The following is a 22,556-nucleotide window of genomic DNA, read 5'->3' on the forward strand; positions in this document are numbered from 1 at the left end:
AGTTTGTAAAAGAATCAAAGCAAATTTTCCGCAAGCTCTTCAGAAATCACGTGCTCACAATACAGGCAGTGAAGGGAAACCCCTTCTTCTTCGGACTGCAGTACTGAAAATTTGGATTTAATGGGTTCGCTGCTGTTAGAGATGCAGTTTAGATTCGTACAACGGACAACACCTTCCACATAAGACGGAAGCACGACATCATTTTTCTGAATCACTTTAAAGTCCCTGATGATATTGATTGTGGCTTTAGGAGAGATCAGGGCTATTCTGTTAAGTTCCTCAATACTGAGCTCCTTGCCCTCGATCTTAACAACGTCTTTTTTGCCTCGCGCCCCGGGAGCGTTCATCACAAAACTGATAGTTTCCCGAAAAGCACTGGAAATTCCCAGGATGCGCAGGACGTTTAGAGCCTGACCAGCTGTTATGTGATCGATCACAGTCCCGTTTTCGATTGCCTGAATCTTCAGGTCCCTTTTTTCATTCACTCAATCACCCCCATTGCAAGAGCAAGCAGTGCCATGCGGATCGGAACTCCATAGAAAGCCTGCTCAAAATAGCATGCATGGGGAGTTTCATCCACCTCAGGAGCGATCTCATTGACCCTCGGGAGAGGATGAAGGATTTTAAGGTTAGGGTCTGCAGCTTTTAAAAGGTCGCCTGTGACCCTCAGACTGTTTTTAACCTTTTCATATTCATCAGGATCAGGAAAACGCTCCCGTTGAACTCTTGTCATATACAGGACATCGACATCCTCTATTATATCCTCAAGAGAATCAGTTTCCTTTACACGGATCTTTTGCTTCCGAAGACCCCGGACAATTTCGGAGGGCATCCTGAGTTCCGGAGGCGAAACAAAGGTCATTTCTGCTCCATAAAGGGATAGAGCATGGCAGAGGGAATGGACGGTTCTCCCGTATTTAAGGTCTCCTGCAATGGCGATTTTAAGGCCTTCAAGATGGCTTTCCCTGCGGATTGTGTAGAGGTCAAGAAAAGTCTGGGTAGGATGATGGACAGAACCGTCTCCTCCGTTTATCACAGGGACAGTCGCGAACTCCGCAGCCATCTGTGCCGACCCATCAAGGGGATGACGCAGCACGATAAGGTCAGCATATTTACTGATCACGCGGATAGTATCAGCAAGGTTTTCCCCTTTCATGACAGAGCTTGCCTCAACTGAACCCAGGTTCAGGACCTGGCCTCCAAGCCTCCGCGCAGCAACCTCAAAAGACAGCCTTGTTCTTGTGCTTGGTTCAAAAAAAAGAAGCGAAATAATTTTTCCATCCAGCAGTCTGGACCTTTCCTCGCCCCTGGCAACAGGTTCAAGTTTTTCTGCGGCATCCAGAACATAGTCGATTTCCTCCCGCGAAAAATCTTTCATTGATATGACGTTTCGGTTCTTAAATGGCATCGAGTTTTCATAAATGATTCCCAAAGATATAACCTTTGCTCCGAAAATTTTTCAGGTTAGCGCTGCAACAATTAAGCATCAACTGGCACATCGGTTATGCCATTTTACTTTGATACGTTCTTCAGGAATTCAAGCCAGAGCCTGGTATCCCTAACTCTCTGGGCGATAAATTGCTCCTGGAAGCGTTTTGCACTCTCTTTAAGTTCTCCACTCTCAATTTCTTTAAGATCCATTATCGCACGCAGCAAGCCTGCAGTCTCGTGGTAGAGAGAGTTTGCCTGTTCATGTGTAAGGGGTTTATCTTCAAGCTCCTTTTCGTCCTTTTGTTCTTTTGCCGAAATAATATCGATGCATTTATCTATTCTGGATTTTTCGCTTTCCGTAAGGTTGTCTTTCTGAATCAGTTCCCATACATATTTATGAAGCGGGAATGTTTCTCCTTCAAATTCCACATAATCCGGGATATGCTGCCCGGCCCAGAAAAGACGGGAATGTAGAGCTGACAAAAGCTGCTTACGTTCCTCATCAGTGATATATTTTTGAGAAAAGTCGTTTTCATCATCTGTTTTAAGGCTCTTTTCCATAAACTGTCCCCTAACTAGATTGTTCTCTCTTATAAAAAAATTTTGTGACAACTATTTAGCAACGGGTTTTCGGCTACGAATGTGAAACTGCAAAAACAAAAACATTCAAAATAAAGGCATCCAGAATGAAAAGCAATATAGGTAATGAAGAACTCACATACTAAAAATGAGTAGTAAACAATGAACAGGAGTAATAAGTAAATAAAAAAGGTAATAAAGGTTATTAAAAAGTAAAGATCATAATAAAGATTTAAGATCGTAATAAAAATTTAAGAATATAAAAACAGAAGGTAAACCGATACAAACACTCAATTTTTCAATTATTTTGATTTCCCAATAGAGGTGATACTATCGTTCCCATAATTCAGGTTGCACTTGATCTTCTGGAACTTGACCGCTCAGTTGAAATTGCAAAGGAAGCAATCGCAGGAGGCGCTGACTGGATCGAGATAGGGACCCCCCTGATCAAAAGTGAGGGCATGAACGCAATCCGCACCATGAGGAAAGCTTTTCCGGACAGGACAATTCTTGCCGACATGAAAACCGTAGATACAGGAGCAATGGAAGTAGAGATGGCTGCTAAAGCCGGTGCAGATGTAGTTATCGTTCTCGGCAGTGCAGCCGATTCTACAATTCTTGACGCGCTCCGTTCAGCCCACAAATATGGAGTAAGGCTAATGGCAGACCTGATCTCGGCTCCGGACCCTGTAAAAAGGGCAGTGGAACTCGAAGCTCTGGGTGTGGACTATGTAAATGTTCATGTAGGCATAGACCAGCAGATGATTGGAAAAGACCCGATATCAATTTTAATGGAAATTTCAGAAAAGGTGAGTGTACAGCTTGCAGTAGCTGGCGGGCTTGATGCCGAGAGTGCAGCTCAGGCAGTCATGGCAGGTGCCAGGATTGTGATCGTTGGAGGAAACATAACCCGTTCTGACAATGTGACAGACGCTGCAAGAAAAATAAGGCAGAGTGTGGACTCTCCTGAGTCTGTAGATATCCGGAACAGAGTAACCGTAGACCAGGAAATAAGGGAGATCTTTAAGGAAGTCTCCACCTCAAATATCTCGGATGCGATGCACGGAAAGGGGGCAATGAAAGGTATCCACCCACTGGTAAGAGGAAAAATGATAGGAACTGCAATTACGGTGCAGTCTTTTCCCGGAGACTGGGCAAAAACAGTCGAAGCCATTGATCTCGCAAAAGAAGGAAATGTAATAGTAATTTATAATGAAAGTAAGGACATTGCCTGCTGGGGAGGGCTTGCAACCCTGAGTAGTCTGAATAAGGGAATTGCAGGTGTGGTAATCGAAGGTGCTGTAAGAGACATTGACGAGGTGGAAACTCTCGGGCTCCCAATTTATACCAGCAATACAGTTCCCAATGCCGGGGACCCGAAAGGTTTTGGGGAAATTAATGCTGAAATCACCTGTGGAGGCCAGACTGTAAAACCCGGGGATTATATAATCGGCGACGAAAGCGGAGTTGTAGTTGTCCCGGGGGAACGTGCCTACGAACTTGCAAGAAGGGCAAAAGAAGTCAATAAAACCGAAAAGAGAATCTTTGATGAGATCCGGAGGGGCGGAACTCTCTCAGAAATCCTGAAACTCAAGAAATGGGAAAAACTTTGAAAAAAGCTATCTCAGGAAACTTCTGAAACCCGGAAAAGCAGGAGTAAAAGCCAGGAATAAAAACTAAACTAAGCAAAACTGAAAAAATACAGAAAATAATAAAAACCAGTCCAAAAAAAGATTGTAACTGGAGAAACACAAAGTAAAAGAGCAGAAAACTACACGTCAACTACCCGCTAAATCTAAAGATTTAACGGGTTTCCTGCTGAGATTTTATGATCGAAATTTTGAAATTGGCAGCCTGCCTGCCCTTTCTCTTTTACTCTTCCTACCTGGACCTGAAAACCCGCAGGGTCCCAAACCGTGTATGGAAGCTTATGCTTCTTTCTCTTTCAGGTTTCTTAATATATGAGATTGTGACTGGGGGAGTGTCCTTTCTTCTCCAGTTAGTTTTTTCTTTTTTTTCCAGTTTATTTCTGACTTATCTGCTTTTCAGGGCCAGGGTTTTCGGAGGTGCAGATGCAAAAGCCCTGATAGTGATCGGAACTCTTGTCCCGGTTTACCCTGTCCTGGAGTTTTACGGCCACACTTTTCCCCTGCTTGGATTTCTCCCTGCAGGACTCTTTGCACTTACTGTTCTTGAAAATTCCTTATTTCTTACCGCTGCTGTTCCTTTAGGACTTTTCTGTTACAACATTCTTCATTTTACTCCTGATATGCTCAAAAAACCATTTTATATGCTCTTTGCATACAGGATAAAAATTAAGGATCTGCGAAGGCTTCTGGATAAAGGCCGACATATCCGGCTAGCTGAACGTTTTGAGCTGAATAACGGGAAGTTATATCCTTCTTTTGCAGGCAGAGGAATTAATGTAAACCATAATATGATCTCCCGACTTGAGGCACACGAGGAGCAGGGACGCCTTGGCAGCACTGTCTGGGTAACTCCAGGATTTCCATTCATGATTCCCATAACGGCGAGTTTTGTTCTGGCAATTATATTAGGAGATCTCATTTATTATTTCCTAACGGAACTTTTTGCTTACTTTTAGTTTCTGATAGGGCTTTTGTGAATAATTACATAACATAAGGACTGATTAAAGAATAAGGAAATGTTGAAACTTTTTTATACAGGAAAACGCATAACAGTTATAATAAATTGAGTATATGAATAACATTAATATAATGAATTTAAATTGCTTCAACAATGGAGGTGAAGCTATTTCGCATCCAGGATTCTCAAGAAAATACATAAACGGATCCTTAAATAAATTCACGTATGATGAGAAAGCCGTAAACAATATTGTAGTCATTGCCCTCGCTATGATGTGCGTAGGACTCCTTGCTCTTCTGGGGGCAGCTGTGCTCCTTGGGGGGAGTATGGAAAGATCCCTGAACTCAGGGACTTTTACACAGCTGGATGTCCAGATACTTGACTCAAAGACCCTTAAAATAGAACATAAAGGAGGAGACACCCTTAACTTTGGGAAAAGCACCAGCATCTATCTCCAGCAGAACGGTATTGAGTATGAAATTAGTCCTGATCCCCCTGTTGTTCTGGGTATTGCAAACGAGATGAAACTGTCCCTGCCTGAAGAAGTTGAACTGAAAGATGGGGATTCAGCTATTATCCTGATAAAAAATGTAAGGAATAACAAAATAATTTATAGAAAAGTGCTTATTTTGGGCGCCTAAGACTGAAGAAAGAATTTTGTTATATGAGAGAGAAAAAGTTAACAACTTCGGTTCTTCCTCCGGGCAGCTTCTGTCCCGTCAAAAATACCTTTTAACCTGAGGCAGGAATCACAGTTTCCGCATGACTCTGAAATTTCCTCCCCGAAATACTCGAGGAGTGTCCGATACCTGCACTTATTCCCTTCGCAGTAGCTATCATCTGCCTTAACTGCACAATGATGTGCACCCGCGACACCAGCTATAAAAATGTAAAAAAATGGAACGTAGCTACCATCTGCCTTAACTACACAATGATGTGCCTTCAGGCATAATAGGGTTAAATCGGAGGATTAGAAAAGTGGGTACCCTCCCCCACCCTCCTTTTACCCCATTCCCCCTTTTGTAAATTAACTCCAATTTACAGTTGATTTATCATGAAAACGAAAATTAAGGCTGTTTCATTTCTCCAAATCATTTAGATCCTAAAAAGCCTATTCTTTCCGTGAAAAACCTGAGAAACCTATTCTTTCCGTTCCTTTTCTCATTTATTTTTTCCAGACTCTTTTGTGTTATCCAGTCATTCAATTATCCAGTCATTCAATTATCCAGTCATTCAATTATCCAGTCATTCAGTTATCCCAAACCTTTTTTTCAGGTAGTACCCTGAATACACAACCCCCACAGGGTTATGGGCGAGTACTCTATCCTTGACCACCAGTGTCGTAACAGGGGCTTCGGAGTGCTGTGTGAAGAGAATATCGTGCCCGATGCAGAGCCCGACTATGATGTTCAGGTCGGTTTCACTTTCATTCAGGACTTTTGCCTGGCCTATTGGGTTGCAGGTTGCTTCAAAGCCTTCCCCGTATAATTTTTCGAGATCGAAATCTTCCTTATCAATCCCACAGACCTTGCAGCAGACCGAAAAGACTTCAAAATCCCTTGCAAGGATCCTGTGGATAGTTTTTGCTTCCCTTTGAAGTCCGATGCAGAAGGCAAGCCCGAGTTTTTTGTAGCCCATCTTCTGCGCATAAAGGATGAGTTCCTCAAGCCGGGTCTTTTCCATGTAATAACGGGCTTCGATCTCAGCCGAGGCCTGCATAGAATCCAGATCCCCACCTTCGTAGGAAATCTCGTCCTTAATGCTCGTGCAGTCCTTTCCTTTATAGCAGTTTTTTTCATCGCAGAGTGCGCACTTCATATTTTTGCTCCTTTCTGGGTTACCAGGGTATAAGTAACTGATAAAAGTAACTTTGAAGAATCCTGTCTTCCTGCTTCATACTCTGAAATTTTGACTCGTCCGGCATTCCAGGTATCTCCTTATCTTACTTTGAATGGTAGTAAGTTATAAAGGTAAGAACAAATTTTGAAAAAACAGGATTCAGTTAAGGAATAAATAACGTAAGTTGGTTATTCAAACTGACGAAAACATTTTAGACAGGAGGAGCGCTCTTATAAGCTTCAGTTCCTCCTCCGGACAATTATCTCCCATCCTCGCCCTGAACAGGGAGGCAAGTTCAATCTCCAGTACTTCCAGTGCCGTTTTTATTTGCTGCTGCCTTTCAGGAGGCACAAGCCCTTCAATTTTCCTGACCTTTCCGGCAAGTATAAGCCTCTCAAACTGCCTGTACACATTTTTTACGCTCAAACTTTCGATTTCTGCAATTTCACCAATATCTAGCCCCTGTAAATAGAGCGAATACGTCTTTTCGAGAGAGGTTTTTTCAAAAAGATCAATTTCAGAAGGATCAATTTCAGAGGGAGCCATTTCAGAAGAACCCATTTCAAGAGAGTTCACCTCAAATGAATCCATTTCAAAAGAATCTGCCTCAAGGTAGTCAGGTTTAAAAGAATCTGTTGCGAAGGTGTCTTCTTCGACAGGTCCCGTCTCAAGAGAGCCATTTTCGAAAAAATCGTCAGGGCAATTCGTCTTGGGTACATCGTCAGCCGTTTCAGGAGAATTTCCTTCAGGGACGATTTCATTAAGGTTGCCAGAAGAAGAATCTGCTTCGGGCCAATCCTGGATACTCATATCCAGATACCTTGCTCTCTTTGTGGGCAACCTGCGAACTTCAGGAGATCTTTGGCCAGGTATTTCGGGAGGTACTTTGAGAGATGAGATTTTTAATGCTTTCTCTTTACCGGCTTCCGGTGCGGGGGTTTCAATCCCGAGACCTTCGGTTTCAATTTCGAGTTCTGAAAATGCACTTTTGCGGATGGGACTCTTTGGGGCTTTCCTCTTTTTTTCAGGTTCAGTCTCGCAATCTCCGGAAGCTTCAGCTTTCTCTGCAGGAATCAAACCATAGTCATTGCAGTAATCCCTTATCTCCTTAAGGAAATCGTCTCCGTATTTCCGGAGTTTATGGTCTCCTACCCCTGTGATAGAATGAAACTCTTCAGGGTTTTGAGGGAGCTTTGTAGCCATCTCCTTCAGGCTGGTATCGGAAAAAATGATATATGGAGGAAGATTTTTCTTTAAAGCAATCTGTTTTCGGAGAGCTTTTAGCCTCTCAAAAAGAATGGGGTCATGCTCTGTCCCCGATTTTGTAAGTCTTCCGGGCTTTGCTTTTTTAAGGACCTCAGCAGCAGGAGAATATCTTTCGGCAGGAGGCTGTATAGGAAATTGTATATCATCTTCGTCTTTTCCTTTGATTTTGCCTGCGGGCGCTGGCGGAACAGAACCCTTTGGAACAGAACTCACTTTATCTCCGGGCATAAAACCCTCAGGACAGACAAGCTCAACGCTCTCCGATCCCTTCAAAATTTTCCTGCTCATGGCGTTCAGTTTCAGGAGAGGGTACTGCGCTCCGCTTACCTCAAGAAGCCCGGTGTTCAACATTTCAGAAGCAAGCGACCTCCACTGGTCCTTTGTAAATTCCTTGCCGCTGCCGTGAGCTTTCAGCTTTTCATGGCGGTTTTGCTTAATCTTTTTATTCTTTGAACCTGTGAGCACATCAATAACATAATTCGTTCCAAAACGCTGGTTCAGTTCCTGAATACAGGCAATCAGTTTCCTGGCAGCTTCTGTCCCATCAAAAGTATCTTTAGGCCTGAGGCAGGCATCACAGTTGCCGCATGACGCTGGAAACTCTTCACCGAAATATTCCATGAGAGTCTGGCGCCTGCACTTATTTCCTTCGCAGTAGGCTACCATCTGCCTCAACTGCACAAGAGAGATGTCCTTTTCTTTCTCGTTTGTTTTCTGTGCGATGAAGTACTCAATTTTAAAGCGATCTCCCCTGCTGAAAAAAAGGATGCATTCGCATGGGCTGCCGTCCCTGCCCCCTCTTCCTGTTTCCTGGTAATAACTTTCAAGATTCCGGGGAAGGTCATAGTGTATTACAAACCGGACATTGGACTTGTCAATTCCCATCCCGAAAGCGATTGTAGCCACTATTATGTCCACATCATCTTTTATGAACATATCCTGGTTTCGGGCACGTTCGGAATCCGAAAGTCCGGCATGATAGGGAAGAGCCCTGAACCCGGCAAGATTCAGCTTTTTTGTCAGGTTTTCCACGTTGTTCCGGCTCTGGCAATAGATGATTCCGGATTCACCCCTGTGCCTGCGCAGGTAGTCAGTAATCTCTGAAAAAGTATCTTTCTTGGGCCTGACCTCGTAGTAAAGGTTGCTCCGGTTAAAGCTGGCAACGTAAGCCCCTTTTTCCTTATCAATATCAAGTCCGAGCTGAGATATGATGTCTTTTCGGACCCTGTCAGTGGCTGTAGCCGTGAGAGCAATAACCGGCACATCAGGAAAGCCGGTCTTCGGGTCTCTCAGGAGTTTCATTTTCCTGTACTCAGGCCGGAAGTCATGGCCCCACTCGGAAATACAGTGCGCCTCGTCGATTGCAAAAAGGCTGACCTTCCCTTTCTTCAGGAACGCAAAAGTTCCTGGCATCATGAGCCTCTCGGGTGCAATATAAAGGATCTTCAGCCTGTTTTCCAGAAAAGCTGTTTTAATATCCCGGATTTCCCTCGCTCCCTGGGTACTGTTCATGCAGGCTGCTGCAATTCCATTTGCTTCAAGCCCGTCAACCTGGTCTTTCATAAGGGAAATCAAAGGAGAGACCACGACAGTGACTCCGTCCAGAAGAAGGGCAGGCAACTGGTAGCAGATGGACTTGCCCCCTCCTGTAGGCATGAGCACGAAAACGTCTTTTTGGTCCAGGACATCCCTGATTATTTCCTCCTGCAGGGGGCGAAAAGCAGTATATCCGAAGTACTGGCGGAGTACGGAGTGCATTCTGGCAGACATCAATACCCTGGACTCAAGCTCATTTTTACTATCTCTCAATACTTCGTAATCAATGCCCATTATCTCATCCCTGAGTTTGCCGAACTCGTACCATGCCAGAATATAAAGTTCCGGGTAGATCTTTGAAAGTCAACGTATTCTTTGAAAGTCAACGTATATATGAAATAGATATCCCATGAAATCAATTTACACCACTTGCACAATAGCTATACTTAGTTGTGAAGCAGCAACGCTGTGGTGTTTTGGGTTCATCTTATTTAAGTTGAAGGTATGCAGGTTGAAAGTATTTACATCCGGATATTCAAAAAATGTATTCATTCGATTTCAAAAAACGAGAGATAAATTTCGTTTTAAAAACATGGAGAAATAAAAATTCAGAGCTGATTTACTGAGATAATTCGGAACAATACTTCAGAAAGAAATTTATGTGATGATTGCGTTTAACATTGTGTATAAATTAATTGTGTTGAGTGGAGACCTCATATTTGGAACGGGAAACTCTGGAATTGCAGTCCGGAAGATAACCAGGAAAACTGCAGGTTAAGTGACGTTCATCCCGGAGTTTACCAGGGTTATTCCCTGAACATGAAGGTTATTCCCTGAACATAAAGAGTACTCATGCTCCCGGTACCGTGACCTTTGAAATTCCGTACTGGAGAGCAAACCCTCACATAAACATAACGATGATGGTGCCTTTTCTTCATGAGATGATAGGACTTAGGAAGAAAAGACGAGGCCGCTAACGCGGAAAAGCAAATGTGGAAGTAAAGAAAGGGGGGAATGGAGCGAATACCATAACCTCTAAAATCAGGCATCCTCAGCGCCTGGGAAGTCAATGCCTGATAAGAGGTGAAAGAATTAGGGGGAAGAAATATGGCCGCACATGTCAATCTTTACTTCCAACATTTGCAAAATACCTTTTTTTTAACTACTGGCTTTTAATATTCGACTGTCAGTTGATATTCAGCCGATTTATATCTACCGAGTTTATACTCAGGGATCATATCATCCAACCTCAATTCCCAGTTAACCTGGTATCCACCTGCCTTCAGGTATATGGTTATCCGGGAACAAACAAAAATGAAATGTTCAAAGAAATTGATCTATAAAACTTCATCTTAAAAATCCGGACAAAAATCCCGCTAAAAGTCCCCTCTAAAAACAAGAAGAGATCTTTCATCCGACACTGTTTATGATTAGCCAGCAATTACCAGAAGGAAAATAAACGTCACTCCAAGCATCAGTATAAACATCAGAACCTTCCATAACTTTAACGCTTTTTCTGTACTCAAACTTCCAACTCCCCTGTTCTTAATTTGAGATGTACTGATATATAAATGCAAGAACAAATATTCCTGAACATGAGTATTTCATATCGGTTTATTTAGGATATCCCCGATTTTGATATTAAGCCACCCTATTTTTAGACTGAACATTCCCTGAAGAGAAACTCAGAAAGGGATTCAAGCGTCAACTACCCACAAATAAATTGGCAGGCATGTAATAGTGTCTAAGTTGACCAGATCACCGATTGGAGTTAACAAAATCGGTAAACGATAGGAAAGAAATAGTTACCCTTGAATGTCGCCTCAGTTTAAGGCTCTAAGGATGCCGGTTAAAAGCCCTAAAGGGTTGTGGGCGGTGCTTGCATCGTTAAACCTTTCCATATCAGATCGAGAGGAGGTCGGATTCCGGAATTGACTGGTTCCAGCTACGCTGTAACACTCCAACTTCACGAAGTTGGAGTCCTTCCATCTACGCTGTAACACTCCAACTTCACGAAGTTGGAGTCCACAATCGGGATACGCATTACTCTACGAAAGTAGAGGGGAGCTTCTTTTTAGCTCCCACCCAACTTATTGCTATTTAAATGAGGGATGAAAGCAGGTACGGGGATGTTGACGCATTCCTCCCATGTCTAAAGACACGGGTATCCTGCATATCTTACCATGAAAAACTTAAAGATCAAGACTTTTATTTTACCCCCTCTTAATAAATTATATTAAGTAGTTGTCAGTTCGATACTATCAAGGATGCCTGAAGGGGAAAATAAAGAGTTCAGACCTGCTTCTGGAAGAAAATATAGCGGGACGTTGCGCATTCTTGGTAATGAAGAAAATACTGGAGAAGGGCTCCTGTTTCTTGGAAACTATATGGCACTTGACCATTCGAGGGGAGCAGCCGTTTATCTGGATGCCCTTAAACCTCATGCTGTTTTGATCTGCGGAAAAAGAGGATACGGGAAGTCCTATACGATGGGGTGCATGCTGGAAGAACTTGCCTTTCTCCCTCCTGCCATCAAGGAAAAACTTGCGTCCCTTATCGTCGATACCATGGGAATTTTCTGGACAATGAGTTATCCGAATGCTTCCGAGGCAGGAAGGCTAAAAAGCTGGGACCTTGCCCCCACGGGACTCGATACCGAGGTTTTCGTGCCGGCAGGGAAGGTCGAAGCCTATAAGACGCGAAACATAGAGGTAAAGCCTTTTTCGATTTCAATCCGGGAGCTCTCCGGAAGCCAGTGGTGCAGGCTCCTCAAGATTGAAGAGGTTTCTCCTCTTGGAATTATGCTCGTGAGGACTATTGAATCCCTCCGGGAAAGAAGCGAACCTTATTCTTTTGAAGACGTTATCAGCGAGATATTTCTGGATACGCGTTCGGATTCAGCATCTAAAGGAGCTGCTGAAAACTATTTCAGGGCTGTGAAGTCGTGGGGTCTGTTTTCAAAGGAAGGGACGCCTCTATCAGAACTAATATCAGGGGGCAGGACAACAGTCCTTGATATAAGCGCCCTTGAAAATGAAAACGTTTGCGCTGCGGCAGTATCAATTCTTGCAGGCAGGCTTTATGCAGAGAGGCTTGAGTCAAGAAGAGCCTATGAAAAAAAGCAGATGGGGGAAAAGCAGGAAGGAAAAGAGTTCCCCATGGTCTGGTTTTTCATAGATGAGGCTCATATCTTCGTTCCCGTGGGGAAAGAAAGCCTCGCTTCGGAAGTGCTTATTAACCGCTGCCTCAGGCAGGGCAGGCAGCCCGGTCTCTCCCTGGTACTGGCGACCCAGAGACCTGCAAGCCTTCACCCTGATGTTGTCTCGCAGAGCGACCTTCTAATCTGCCACCGCCTCACCTCAAGTGACGATATCCTTGCCCTTGAAACATCGCGGCCTCTTTATATGCAGGAAAGCCTCAGGGCATACATGAAGAAAATGGGGAGTGAAAGGGGAGCTGCATTGATAGTAGATGATCACTCAGAATCGGTCCATATGGTGCGCATCCGCCCGAGAAAGAGCTGGCACGGAGGAGGAGAGCCAAGTGCTCTTGAGCCCTGAAGAGAGGAAAAAGAAGAAACAACATCATAAGAGATATCATAAGAAATTTTATAGAGTGGTCAAGCAAATTAGGTGGCAAAAAAAGCGTGAATTGTTAACCATATTTATAACCTGTCAGAAAATAATTTAAATATTACCTGTGATACTTCAACCCTGTTAGTTTAGCTGAGTTACAGGCTGTGAACATTTTATCAGCAGCTTTTAATTACAGCAAATTACGGTGATTTCGTCAACTGCCCCTGAGCTAAAGACTCAGGGGCTTGTCTAACAAGCCCTGGTTGACCAGATCCCCGATTTGGAGCAACGGAAAATCGGGAACCGATAGGAAAGAATACATAGTTACCCTGAAATGCCGCCTCAGTTTCAGGCTCTAAGGATGCCGGTTAAACAGTCCTGAGAGGTAGGGACAGTGCTTGCATCGTTAAACCTTTCCATATCAGATCGAGAGGAGGTCGGATTCCTTGATTGACTGGTTCCAGCTACGCTGTAACACTCCAACTTCACGAAGTTGGAGTACTTCCATCTACGCTGTAACACTCCAACTTCACGAAGTTGGAGTCCACAATCGGGATACGCATGACCCTACGTATGTAGGTGGAGGGTGATTTATTCGCCCTCGTTACATTAATAAAAAACTAATTCAATAGAGCAGGATGTGGAAGGTGACGTATTCCTCCCCTGAGCTAAAGACTCAGGGGTTTCCTGCTGAGGGTTTATGAAAGGAAGAGCCTGGAAATTCGGAAATGACGTGGATACGGATGCAGTAATTCCCGGAAGGTACCTGATTTTCAATACCCCGGAAGAGCTGGCGAAGTATACATTTGAAGGCGTACGCCCTGATTTTGCAAGAAATGTTCATGAAAATGACATCGTGGTCGCTGGAAGCAATTTCGGCTGCGGATCCTCGCGCGAACACGCACCTCTTGCCCTTAAAGGGTCAAAGGTATCCTGTGTGATCGCAAAGTCTTTTGCAAGGATCTTTTTCAGGAATGCGATCAATATCGGAGTCCCTGTCCTTGAATGCCCGGACACGGACAGGATCGATGACGGAGATGAACTTGAAGTAGACCTTGCAACAGGGGTCATTCAAAACAAAACGAAAGGAGAGACCTACCAGGCAACCCCCCTCCCGGATTTCGTCCGCGAGATCGTGGATGCGGGAGGGCTTATAGAGTATGCCCGGAAACTGGTCTCTGAGCAATGAAAAACAGGAAACCTGTCCAGAGACAGCCCTGACCCACGTTTGACATCTCGCATTAAAAAGGCAGTTTTGCCTGTAAATTTGAAAGGAGCACAAACATGACGCAGTATAAGATTCCGGTCCTCCCCGGCGACGGGATAGGCCCAGAAATCCTCGCCGAAGGCAGAAAAGTAATTGACGCCGCAGGCGAGAGATTTGGTTTTGATGTAGAATGGATTGAATACCCGCATGGAGCAGATCACTACCTGGAAACAGGAGAACTGATTTCGGAAGAAACCTTAAAGGAATTGTCCGGCTACCCTGCCATTTACCTTGGCTCCATCGGAGACCCGAGGATTGCCCCCGGGGTTCTTGAAAAGGGAATCTTATTAACTGCGCGCTTTTACTTTGACCAGTACATCAACCTGCGCCCGATAAAACTCCTCGAAGGAGTCTGGACCCCGATCAAGGAAAAGACCTCAAAAGACATCGACTTTGTCGTGGTCAGAGAAAACACCGAGGACTTTTACGTAGGAATCGGTGGCAGGGCAAAAAAAGGAGAGAGTAAAGACCTCCTTGAAGTCAAAAGGACACTCTACTCCGCAAAATTCGGCCTTGACATCGAGACTGACAGCGAAGAAATTGGGTACCAGATCGGCCTAATCTCCAAAGAAGGTACAAAAAGAGTTATCGAGTACGCCTTCGACCTTGCCGAAAACCAGAAAAAACACGTCTCATCTGTTGATAAGGCAAACGTTCTTTCCGACATATACGGCTTATGGAGAGAAGAGTTCAGCGCAGTTGCTGAAAAGCACCCCGGCGTTACCACGGACTTCAACTTCGTTGACGCCATTACAATGTGGTTTGTGAAAAACCCTGAATGGTTCGATGTAGTCGTAACCCCGAACATGTTCGGAGACATCATCACCGACCTCGGTGCCATGATCCAGGGCGGCCTCGGCCTTGCCCCGGGCGGAAACATCAACCCGAACGGGACAAGCATGTTTGAGCCAATCCACGGTTCAGCCCCGAAATACAAAGGCCTGAACAAAGTCAACCCGATTGCCACAATCTGGGCAGGCGCAATGCTCATAGAACAGCTCGGAGAAAAAGAAGCTGCAGATAATATAGTCAGTGCAATCCAGAGAAATATCCTGGACAGCAAAGTAAAGACCTACGACATGGGCGGTAAGAGCACCACCTCCGATGTCGGAGACGACATTGCAAGGATAATAAAGGGAGAATAATTCAAATCTCCCTCTTTACATTTTCTTTTAAAAATATTAACGCAGAATTGCCGGAATTTTCCGACTCTTTTTTGAGAATCAGAACTATTTTTGATCAAATTTATATCCTGTATCGGAGATAAGAATAAAATTAGTTTTAAAATTAGTTTTAAAATTAATTTTAAAATTAGGTTTTTCAAAAGATACACACTTGAGGTTTTAACAATGTCATCCGTACTTCTCCGCATCTATCTGAAACAAAACTCAACCTACCACGGCAAATCCATCCACGAAGCAGTCCTCGAACTTTTGCGTGATTCCGGCATCAGCGGCGCAACCCTGCTCAGAGGAATTGAAGGTTACGGGACGGACGGAAAGATCCATACCCTGAAGATCCTGGAGCTGAGCAATGGCCTTCCAGTAGTTGTGGAAACAGTTGACAGAGAAGAAAAAATCCGAGCTCTGGTTCCAAAGCTGCGAGAAATTGTAGGAAAAGAGCTTATGACAATGCAGGCAGTGGAGATTCTTTAAACAGATGAGGCCGATTTCAAGCCAGAAAAAATTGAAACACAATTATTTCCATTTTTCCAACCGCAGTTCAGTCGAGAAGTAGCTTCCACGAAAACAAGGATTGAAACTCTACTGGACACCCTCCATTCTTATAATTAATTTTATTCGCGAGCAATCTCCACGAAAACAAGGTTTGGAACTCGGGAAGTAATACAACCTTCCTTTTCAGTTGCCTTTAAATCCCATAAAACTCCTACTACTCCTCTGATCGATGTGGCACGGAGAAAACAATTTGAAAAACCCCTGCACGGGGATAAGGAAAGCGTGCGCTTTGCAACCCCTGAGCCTATTGCCCGCTACAGGGCGCAGCGTCTGAAATGCAAGTCTCTTGCTGATATCAGCTGCGGGATAGGAGGGCAGACTGTTTTTTTTGCACAGCAGTGCGAATTCGTATATGCAGTGGAAATCGACCCAGGGAAAATCGAGTATGCAAAACAGAACTGCGAGATGTACGGGCTTAATAATGTGAAATTCATCTGCGGGGACGCTCTTGACCCGAAAGTGATCGAGCAGATCCCGGCAGTAGATGTGGTCTTTTCGGACCCTTTCCGCCCGGCAGAAGAGGATGAGAGGCATGTATCAAGCCTTGAGCCCGGAATCCCGAATGTGCTTTCGGCTTATGGGGAAAAGACAACAAATTTCGCCTTCGAAGCTCCACCCCAGATGCCGCCGGAAAGGATTCCCTTTGACTGTGAAAAAGAGTATATTTCCCTGGAAGGGCAGCTCAACCGCCTGACTCTCTACTTCGGCGGGTTAAAACAGTATGACCGGCTTGCTGTGGCTCTTCCTGCAGGCGAGGGGCTGGTCTCTAAGAATATGCCGTTCCCGAAGATAAGGGAAGCGGAAAAGATGAAACTCTGCGCTTATGAACCCGAGCCCTCTGTTGTTGCAGCAGGGCTTCTGCCTGAACTTGTTGAATCCATGATGGAGGTAGCAGGGCCCATTGTAGGAGCTTTCGAACTTTTCAGGGTTGACAAAAAGAGGCTTTTGCTGACCTCAGATGCCCTGATAAAGCAGTCCATGATCAAACATCACTACCTGGTCCTGAGGGTCATCCCCTTTGAGCCCAGGGAAATCAATAAGTTCCTGAAGGACAGAAACATTGGGAGTGTCGTGCTTCGGGCAGGCGTAAAACCCGAAGATTACTGGGAAGTCAGAAACGAAGTTGAAAAAGGCCTTGAAGGGAAGAAAACCATACACCTCTTTGTAAAAGACGGTGTTGCAATCCTCTGCGAAATGCTTTTTAAGGTCTGAAAAATACAGTAATAGGCAATTCTCAAATTCCTTTATTAATTTCAAAATAAGAAATTAACCTAAGAAGTTAACCACAGAAAAACACCAACGTGCACGGAATAGCCTTATCTGTACTCTTTTCCCCCATGCTTTCCGTGCCTTCTGTTGTTATAGAGACTGGACTGAATAAAGTGTGATGTTCACATTCTAATCTATAATTTAGCTGCCCACCGGTAAGAAAGTGATATTTTGAGACCCAATTTACCATTGCGGCTGAAGATTGCACTTTAATTTGCTCAAAGCCCCCCGCCTCCAGCGGCACCGGGGTGCAAGAACGGAAAGACTGGAAAAAGCCATATGAGTGCCCCGTAATAGTATCAAACAATTAACTGCGGACCACCTATAATTGGAAAATGCTCAAAAAAGACATCAGGATAAAAAGATCTGAAAAAGAGAAATCCAGAAACTAAAAAAGGTAAAAAAACCGGGCTTTAAAAACCCGGCATCGGTTTTGATTTTCGGCTCAATCGGGTTTGATTGAGCCATTCAGCCTGATACATCCATTCGGCGTTCAGGCTTCCTTGCAGGCATCTTTCACAAGCTCAAGCCCTCTGGCAAGAGCATCCTGCATCTTTGTGGGATCAGTTCCGCCGCCCATTGCAAAGGACGGCTTTCCGCCTCCGCCTCCACCGACAATCTTTGACATCTCGCGGACAAGGTTACCGGCATTGATTCCGCATTTTATGGCTTTTTCTCCGACAGATGCTACAAGCTTGACGCCTTCAACATCGCTTGCAAGAAGGGCAACTACATTTTCCTGTTTCAGAAGTTCCGTAGCTATCTTCTGGAGTTCAAGAGAATCTGCTCCCACAACAGATTCGGCAACAACCCTGAGGCCTGCAACCTCGGAAGCATCCCCGAGCATCCTGTAAACCCTGGTTCGGGCAAGTTCTTCTTTAAGCCTTTCGTTTTCTTTCTTGAGGTCTTTCCATTCCCCGAAGAAACGTTCCACACTTACCGGGAGGTGTTCCGGAGGCACACTCAGGGTCTTTGCGGAATCAACAAGGAGAGATTCCATTTTTTGCATGGCGCGAACGGCTGCATCTCCGGCTGCAAACTCGATCCTCTCTACCCCGTCCTGAATTCTCTCTGTCTTCAGGATTTTGATAGGGCCGATAATGCCAGTACTCAGGCAGTGGGTCCCACCGCAGGCTTCCACATCGTCTCCGACCTTTACAATCCTGAGCTTCTCTCCCGGGGGCACCCCGCCCTGGTAGAGCCCAAAGCCGTATATCTGCTCAGCTTCAGTCCTCGTCATCCATTCCGTAACCACACGTTTGTTTTCCATAACTGTACGGTTGGCAAGAAGCTCGATCTGCCTGATTTCCTGAGGAGAGATGTGCCTGTAATGGGAAAGGTCAAGCCTTGAGTGGTCCTCAAACTTCTGGGCACCAGCCTGCCAGATGTGTTTTCCGAGAACCTTTCTGGCAGCATCATTTACAATATGGGTTGCTGTGTGGTGCCTTGCAAGGGCCATCCTGCGCTTTTCATCGACCTTCCCGGTGATAATATCGCCTTTGGTGATCTCAAGTTTCCTGCCTGGAATGTCAACTGTATGTACAATTATACCTTCATAGACCTGAACATCCACAACCCTATACATGGCGTCTCCACAAGTGACGGTCCCGAGATCTGCAGGCTGCCCTCCACCTTCCGCATAGAAGAATGTGTTGTCCATCACGATATGGTTATCAAACACATCAAGAACTACTGCCTCGAAATCCAGACGGGTTGGCTCGTCATAGAAGCGGCGTTTGGTCTTCGGAAGGTGTATGAGCCTTTCTGCAAAAGGAATTACCTGTTCTTCCTTTGCTTCCGCCTTGTTGTGCAGTTCACCAATAATGGAATAGAAATTGTCAGGGAACTCTACTCCTACCCCGATTTCGGCTGCAACTTCTTTTGCCATCTCTGGCGGTATTCCGTGTGAGTCGTAGAGTTCGGTTAACTGGGAAAGAGGAATTTTTTCTCCGGTCTTCTTGAAATGGGATGCCGATTTCTGGATGATCCTGCGCCCCCTCTCCATGGTAGCATTGAACTTTTCCTCTTCGGATTCCAGGATATCCTGAATGACAGGGAAGTTATTCCTGAACTCGGGGTACTCGGGCATGTTCTTTATGTGCATGTCCACGATTTCGGAGAGTGGAATCCTGATATCCAGGTCTTTCATCATGCGCAGCGTCCTTCTCAGGACAAGGCGTGCCAGATACCCTGCTTTGACATTGGAGGGAATGATCCCGTCCCCGAGCATAAAGGTGAGACAGCGCGTGTGGTCAGTGATCGCATAGACCTTTTCGACAGGTTCCATGATAGCCGAGAGTTTTTCCACGGTCATCCCGATGCTTGAGGCAACTTTTTTCCTGAGTTCTATCAGGTTTGCCTTTTCACTGACATCCATAAACCCTGCAAGCCGGGCGTTCTGCGCCAGGATGTTTGCATACTCGGAGTTATCCAGTTCGTGTTCAATCCCTGCAAGCCCCATGAGTTCGTTTACTATGCCAGGGAAAAGAGCATCATAAATCGTAGGAGAACCCTTTGAAGCCCAGGCAAAACGCTCGAGACCATATCCTGTATCCACGATGTAGTTGTCCATCTTTGAGTAGGTCTCACCCTTGATCAGGATATCTCCTTTTTTGTCGGTCTTCAGATCCATGAAAACAAGAGTGGCAAGCTCAAGCCCATGCACAATGACTTCCACACAGGGTCCGGCATTGCCTCCGCCTGCCCAGGGCTCTTCTTTGTAGGTTACAGCGAATGGGTCTACCTTGAGAGATGTCAGGAGCTCGTCACAGAGTTCCAGGGTATGTTCCTTCCAGTAGATTTCATTGTCCCTTTTGTTGAAAGCATGGTGTGCCATCATTTCAAAAGTTGTCAGGTGGCGTCCGCTCCTGCCCACCGAGTCCAGGTCGTTTAACCTGATACACGGCTGGGAAATCGTAAGGGGGTTTGCAGGAGGTGGAACCTGTCCTGAAGTTACAAAGGGCTGGAAGTCTGCAATTGAAGCAATGGTAAGGTAAATATCATCTCTCCAGCGAGCGACAACAGGATAGCGATCAATCCTTGTGTGCCCTCTTGCTTCAAAGAAGGAAAGGTAGTATTCGCGCATCTCTGAAATATTAAATTCCCTGGAAAAGACAGGGCTCCCTATAAAAGAATAAGGATCACAGGGCGCATCTCCGCAAGTATTTCTTTCAGGGTCACGTGTCCAGAAGAACTTGCCACATTTCTGGCACTGCTTCCGGACGAAACCGTTGTTTTTGAAAAAGTCAAGTTGATACTCATCTTCAAGCATGATAATCTCTCCGGATGGGGGGGTGCGATCTGCCCCGCTGTATTTGAAAATAAAAGGAAAGCAGAAGTATCCCAGCTCAACCGTCTAGGGGTTTCCAGGCACTTTAGTGCTTATATGGTGATTTTGTAATGATCTTATATGACGATCTCAATGCGTTTATCCGTAATTTTACGTACAGCAGTATGAAATCAACCTCAAATAATGAGGCTATGTGGGCTTGTGTACGAATAAACTTTTACAGCTAATTGTTTTTCAGTATAAGTAACTTACATAATACTGCTGAAATTTATATAATACTGATTAAATTAACAGTAATACTGATGAAATTTACAGTAATACTGATGAAATATATAATAATGTTACATAAGAATTTATATTTAAACGGGCCCACACTTACGAACCTTAACTATTAGAGGCACTTCTACAGAAAAACTTTGTTCTTCATTATGAAGATAAAAAAGCGCTCTTTGCCTCTGAAGGTAGACTTCTCGCCTGTAAATCAACCCGAAAAAAACGATATCATAGGGAGAAGGTTAAAAGAAGTATACTTCGGCTACTTAAGTACCCTCAATTAGATCTCAATTATTACTCTCAATTAGATCTCAATTATTACTCTCAATTAGATCTCAATTAGATTTCAATTATAATACTGTTACTCAAAAGCTTCAACTTAAATAACGCTAATCAAGTATACCTGCTCCCTGAAATAATTACCTGTACAGCACAACTGTCCTGCCGCGCACATCAATCAATGTGGACCGTGTAGATACGGCGATCTCATCTGCGATCGTTTTCAAGTCTTTTCCTTCTTCTGCGCTCTTGAGTACCCTGACCTTTACAAGCCTGTTAACTTTCAACTTATTGTTCAGTTCTTCGATCAAAGATTCAGTGACCCCGTTCTTTCCAATATTAAGAATAGGACTGATTTTGCTTGCATCGGATTTCAGCTGGTATAGTTTTTCTTTCTCCATTGCCCTTCCTCACATCGTTAATGATAAAACTCGCCTGCTAATTATAAAAGCTCATATCATCAATGTGATAAGAAATGCACAACATCGATGAAATAATTCCTTCTACCTTGAAGCTAGTTTACCCTTGAGTATGATTTCACCCATTCTCACCGGCATCTATATCAAAGTTTCCCGGCGAGCCCAATTAAAGGAACAGCTGGTTAGTTCCTTTATCAGTTACTTATTTCACCGGTATGTGGGCTTTTTGTGTTGATAGATACTGAACCTGAACAGGTATTTCAACTAATTTCGACACCTTTATTATCGGCTTGATATTCATTAACACTACAAAGAACCAAAAACGGAAAATAACCCCCCTTTTCCACTTCCGGGAGGCGACCGTAAATGAACCCAAACTTGCTTGATTTGATCCTGTTTTCAGAGAAGCGAAAAGATTTTCTCCTGTTATTGAAGGAAGGACCAAAGAATGCCCAGGAAATTCTCGACAGGCTTCAGGTTCCAAGAACCGCTCTCCTTCCCCAGATAAAAAAGCTGAAAGAACAGAACCTCGTAATCCACGAAGAAGGGATGTATAGCCTTAGCCTGATAGGAGAGATTGTTATAGAGAAAATGCAGCCTCTTCTTGCTACCCTGAATGTTTTTGAGAAAAATGAAGAATTCTGGGCAGACAGAAAACTCTCACCTATTCCCCCTCATATTATAAAACGGATCAGCGACCTTGGAAATTACAGCCTCATAGAACCGGACCTGAGCCATACTTTTGATCTTAACCCGGAATTCGTGAAGCATACTTCTAACTCTAACCATATCCTCATGTTTTTCTCCTATTTTCATCCCCAATTCCCTGTCTTTTTCCTGGAGCTTGCCAGAAAAGGAACGGAGATCTCCCTTGTACTGAGTGAATCTGTGTACTTGCGGCTTACAGAAGATTTCAAAAAAGAAGTAGGAGAGTTTCTCAGAATGCAGAACACAAGTCTCTTTATTCTGGACAAAAAAGAAGTGGAGACCCCTGCAGCCGTTGTGTCTTCAGATAAAATAATGATTCTGGGGCTATTTAATGAAAGTGGAAGATTTGACCGCCAGTATGTAATTAGCTTCGAACCCGGGGCAATAGAATGGGGAAAAGACCTGTTCGAATACTTAAGAGACATAAGCAGAGAGATAGAAATTAAAGAAAAATAAGAGTTTGAGAAGTAACTGCCAGCTACC

General features: G+C 44.4%; 18 protein-coding genes. 10 read left to right on the forward strand and 8 right to left on the reverse strand.

The genetic code is table 11. The annotated features are described in order from the left end of the window. Nucleotides 1-14 precede the first annotated feature (14 nt). From pyrI to PHF18_RS00960, 3 genes are all read right to left on the reverse strand, one after another. Nucleotides 15-485, reverse strand: a complete 471-nt coding sequence (gene pyrI, locus PHF18_RS00950) for an aspartate carbamoyltransferase regulatory subunit (RefSeq protein ID WP_300097225.1) — start codon at nt 483-485, stop codon at nt 15-17. After that, nucleotides 482-1,408 (reverse strand): aspartate carbamoyltransferase, encoded by a 927-nt coding sequence (gene pyrB, locus PHF18_RS00955; RefSeq protein ID WP_300097226.1) that lies wholly within the window; start codon nt 1,406-1,408, stop codon nt 482-484. Before pyrB ends, pyrI begins: the two co-directional genes overlap by 4 nt. A 104-nt stretch (nt 1,409-1,512) precedes the next feature. Beyond that, nucleotides 1,513-1,992, reverse strand: coding sequence for a DUF5788 family protein (locus PHF18_RS00960; RefSeq protein ID WP_300097227.1), 480 nt, complete (start codon nt 1,990-1,992; stop codon nt 1,513-1,515). Between the two features lie 350 nt (nt 1,993-2,342). On the opposite strand from PHF18_RS00960, the gene hxlA reads away from it, so the two are divergent. The 3 genes from hxlA to PHF18_RS00975 all read left to right on the forward strand — a co-directional run bounded on the left by hxlA (nt 2,343) and on the right by PHF18_RS00975 (nt 5,258). Then, nucleotides 2,343-3,623: a 3-hexulose-6-phosphate synthase gene (hxlA, locus tag PHF18_RS00965; RefSeq protein WP_300097307.1), complete on the forward strand. Its 1,281-nt coding sequence runs from the start codon at nt 2,343-2,345 to the stop codon at nt 3,621-3,623. 215 nt (nt 3,624-3,838) lie between these two features. Continuing rightward, complete coding sequence (locus tag PHF18_RS00970) at nt 3,839-4,615, forward strand: A24 family peptidase C-terminal domain-containing protein (RefSeq protein WP_300097228.1); 777 nt, start codon at nt 3,839-3,841, stop codon at nt 4,613-4,615. 133 nt (nt 4,616-4,748) lie between these two features. Then, nucleotides 4,749-5,258 (forward strand): hypothetical protein, encoded by a 510-nt coding sequence (locus PHF18_RS00975; protein ID WP_300097229.1) that lies wholly within the window; start codon nt 4,749-4,751, stop codon nt 5,256-5,258. 38 nt (nt 5,259-5,296) lie between these two features. Here PHF18_RS00975 and PHF18_RS18020 read toward each other — a convergent pair whose 3' ends face one another. From PHF18_RS18020 to recQ, 3 genes are all read right to left on the reverse strand, one after another. Then, a complete protein-coding gene (locus PHF18_RS18020) occupies nt 5,297-5,563 on the reverse strand; it encodes a RecQ family zinc-binding domain-containing protein (RefSeq protein ID WP_367279120.1) in 267 nt (88 codons plus the stop codon). Nucleotides 5,564-5,862: 299 nt separating this feature from the next. Then, nucleotides 5,863-6,435 (reverse strand): DUF1847 domain-containing protein, encoded by a 573-nt coding sequence (locus PHF18_RS00980; RefSeq protein WP_300097230.1) that lies wholly within the window; start codon nt 6,433-6,435, stop codon nt 5,863-5,865. 213 nt (nt 6,436-6,648) lie between these two features. Then, on the reverse strand, nt 6,649-9,552 hold the full coding sequence (gene recQ / locus PHF18_RS00985; RefSeq protein ID WP_300097231.1) for a DNA helicase RecQ: 2,904 nt from the start codon (nt 9,550-9,552) through the stop codon (nt 6,649-6,651). Between the two features lie 698 nt (nt 9,553-10,250). Between recQ and PHF18_RS00990 the strand changes: the two genes are divergently transcribed. The 6 genes from PHF18_RS00990 (at nt 10,251) to PHF18_RS01015 (ending at nt 17,048) form a co-directional block, all read left to right on the forward strand. Further along, a complete protein-coding gene (locus tag PHF18_RS00990) occupies nt 10,251-10,601 on the forward strand; it encodes a hypothetical protein (RefSeq protein WP_300097232.1) in 351 nt (116 codons plus the stop codon). Nucleotides 10,602-11,525: 924 nt separating this feature from the next. Beyond that, a complete protein-coding gene (locus tag PHF18_RS00995; RefSeq protein ID WP_300097234.1) occupies nt 11,526-12,818 on the forward strand; it encodes an ATP-binding protein in 1,293 nt (430 codons plus the stop codon). A 715-nt stretch (nt 12,819-13,533) separates the two neighbouring features. After that, a complete protein-coding gene (locus PHF18_RS01000; protein WP_300097236.1) occupies nt 13,534-14,022 on the forward strand; it encodes a 3-isopropylmalate dehydratase small subunit in 489 nt (162 codons plus the stop codon). 95 nt (nt 14,023-14,117) lie between these two features. Continuing rightward, on the forward strand, nt 14,118-15,245 hold the full coding sequence (locus PHF18_RS01005; RefSeq protein WP_300097238.1) for an isocitrate/isopropylmalate dehydrogenase family protein: 1,128 nt from the start codon (nt 14,118-14,120) through the stop codon (nt 15,243-15,245). 204 nt (nt 15,246-15,449) lie between these two features. Further along, nucleotides 15,450-15,755: a DUF190 domain-containing protein gene (locus PHF18_RS01010; protein ID WP_300097240.1), complete on the forward strand. Its 306-nt coding sequence runs from the start codon at nt 15,450-15,452 to the stop codon at nt 15,753-15,755. Nucleotides 15,756-16,007: 252 nt separating this feature from the next. Further along, nucleotides 16,008-17,048, forward strand: a complete 1,041-nt coding sequence (locus PHF18_RS01015; RefSeq protein WP_300097241.1) for a methyltransferase domain-containing protein — start codon at nt 16,008-16,010, stop codon at nt 17,046-17,048. Nucleotides 17,049-17,598: 550 nt separating this feature from the next. Here PHF18_RS01015 and alaS read toward each other — a convergent pair. Further along, nucleotides 17,599-20,376 carry an alanine--tRNA ligase gene (alaS, locus tag PHF18_RS01020; protein WP_300097243.1) on the reverse strand — a complete coding sequence of 926 codons (2,778 nt, stop codon included), beginning with the start codon at nt 20,374-20,376 and terminating at the stop codon, nt 17,599-17,601. A gap of 710 nt (nt 20,377-21,086) precedes the next feature. Next, the gene (locus PHF18_RS01025; protein ID WP_048125196.1) at nt 21,087-21,347 is read right to left on the reverse strand and encodes a YhbY family RNA-binding protein; all 261 of its coding nucleotides are present in this window, start codon (nt 21,345-21,347) and stop codon (nt 21,087-21,089) included. A 384-nt stretch (nt 21,348-21,731) separates the two neighbouring features. On the opposite strand from PHF18_RS01025, the gene PHF18_RS01030 reads away from it, so the two are divergent. Then, nucleotides 21,732-22,529 carry a winged helix-turn-helix domain-containing protein gene (locus tag PHF18_RS01030; protein WP_300097250.1) on the forward strand — a complete coding sequence of 266 codons (798 nt, stop codon included), beginning with the start codon at nt 21,732-21,734 and terminating at the stop codon, nt 22,527-22,529. Nucleotides 22,530-22,556 lie beyond the last annotated feature (27 nt).

The organism is Methanosarcina sp. (assembly GCF_028693135.1).
Lineage (GTDB): Archaea > Halobacteriota > Methanosarcinia > Methanosarcinales > Methanosarcinaceae > Methanosarcina.